Origin of the sequence: Burkholderia sp. E168m23 (assembly GCF_016586125.1) — a bacterium.
Taxonomy (GTDB): Bacteria; Pseudomonadota; Gammaproteobacteria; order Burkholderiales; family Burkholderiaceae; genus Burkholderia; species Burkholderia orbicola.
Genome location: NZ_BCPP01001404.1, coordinates 1 through 1239, shown reverse-complemented (window position 1 = coordinate 1239; position 1239 = coordinate 1). Strand labels below are relative to the sequence as shown.

At 71.2% G+C, this 1239-nt stretch carries 2 protein-coding genes; both read right to left on the bottom strand.

The genetic code is table 11. The features are described 5' to 3' along the window. Window positions 1-76: 76 nt before the first annotated feature. On the bottom strand, window positions 77-406 hold the full coding sequence (gene flgM / locus JMF90_RS37675; RefSeq protein WP_011546419.1) for a flagellar biosynthesis anti-sigma factor FlgM: 330 nt from the start codon (window positions 404-406) through the stop codon (window positions 77-79). A 117-nt stretch (window positions 407-523) separates the two neighbouring features. Further along, window positions 524-1239 (bottom strand): flagellar basal body P-ring formation chaperone FlgA (gene flgA / locus JMF90_RS37670; protein WP_201326403.1); only part of this gene is annotated, 716 nt, incomplete at its 5' end.

Here is a 1239-nt window from a genome sequence, read left to right as displayed (position 1 = left end):
CGCGTCATGCTCGTCACGCCGGTGCGCGGGATGGCCGCACGCCGGCAAACCGGGTGAACCGGCCACGAGGCCGGGATTAGCTGCCCTGCGGGCGCTGCTGCTGCAGCAGTTCGCGGGCGGTGTTCAATACGCCGTCGGCAATCTTGTTCGCGTCGATCGTCAGCGTGCCGTTGTTCAGCGCGTCCTTGATCGACTGGACCAGGCCCGTGTCGATATCGGCGTCGCCCGACGCGGAGACCGAACGCAACTGGCCGGACAGACCCGACAGGTTTACGGTCGTGTCGCCGCCGCTCGATCCTGCATCGGCTGCCTGCGCGGACGACTGGGCCGTGCCGGACGGCGCACGGGCCGCGCCGTTGCCGGTCGGCGCGAGGGGGCTCGGTTTCGGAGTGGAATCGATCTTCACGATGGGTTTCCTGTACGGTTTGACCCAGATAACGGCCGGGTCGGCCCGAACTTTAGCATCGCGAGCCCGAAATGCTCCGAATAAACAATTCTTTACATTCTTGCGGCAGATCCGTCCCTACAGCGGAATTTCCACGGTGCCGGCGTCCTTGACGATCGCCGTGACGATCTGCCCGGCCGCCATCCGCACCCGTACCGACTGGCCCGGCGCCGCATTCGCGAGCACGCTGCCTTCGGCCGAAATCGTGAAGCCGGGGCCGGCCGCGACGACCCGTACCGTCTGGCCGGCCGACACCGACGCCGCGCTCTTCAGCATGTCCTGCCGCAGCGGCAGCCCGGCCGAGATGCGCGCGAGCGCGGTTGCGCCGATCGCCTGCGCCGGATCGGTGATCACCGCGAGCGGCATGACCGTCAGGTCGCCGTCGCGTGCGACCAGGTCGGCCGCGGAGAGCGGCTCGCCGGGCGCGATCTGGCGCGCGGCGACGTAATAGGTGGCCTGCACGGCGACCTTCGCCTGCAGGTAGACGGTCCACGGCCGCTCGCCGGCGCAGCGCACGCCGACCGTCGTGCGGCCCCACAGGCGCGCGCCGGTCGGCAGGAACGGTTCGAGCGTCGTGCACGCGGCGAGCCCGCGCGGAAAGGCGGTCGTGACCGTCGCGGTGGTCTTGCCGGGCAGGCCGGCGATCTGCTGCTGCAGGAACGCGAGCGCCGCGCGCCGGATCGTTTCGGGGTCTTGCTGGCCGGGCGGCGTCGCGGGCTGGGCCGTGGGTTGGGCCGCGACGGTAGCCGGAGGCCGGCCGGGCCGAAGCGGCCGCCGTGCGCGGCGCCGTTGCG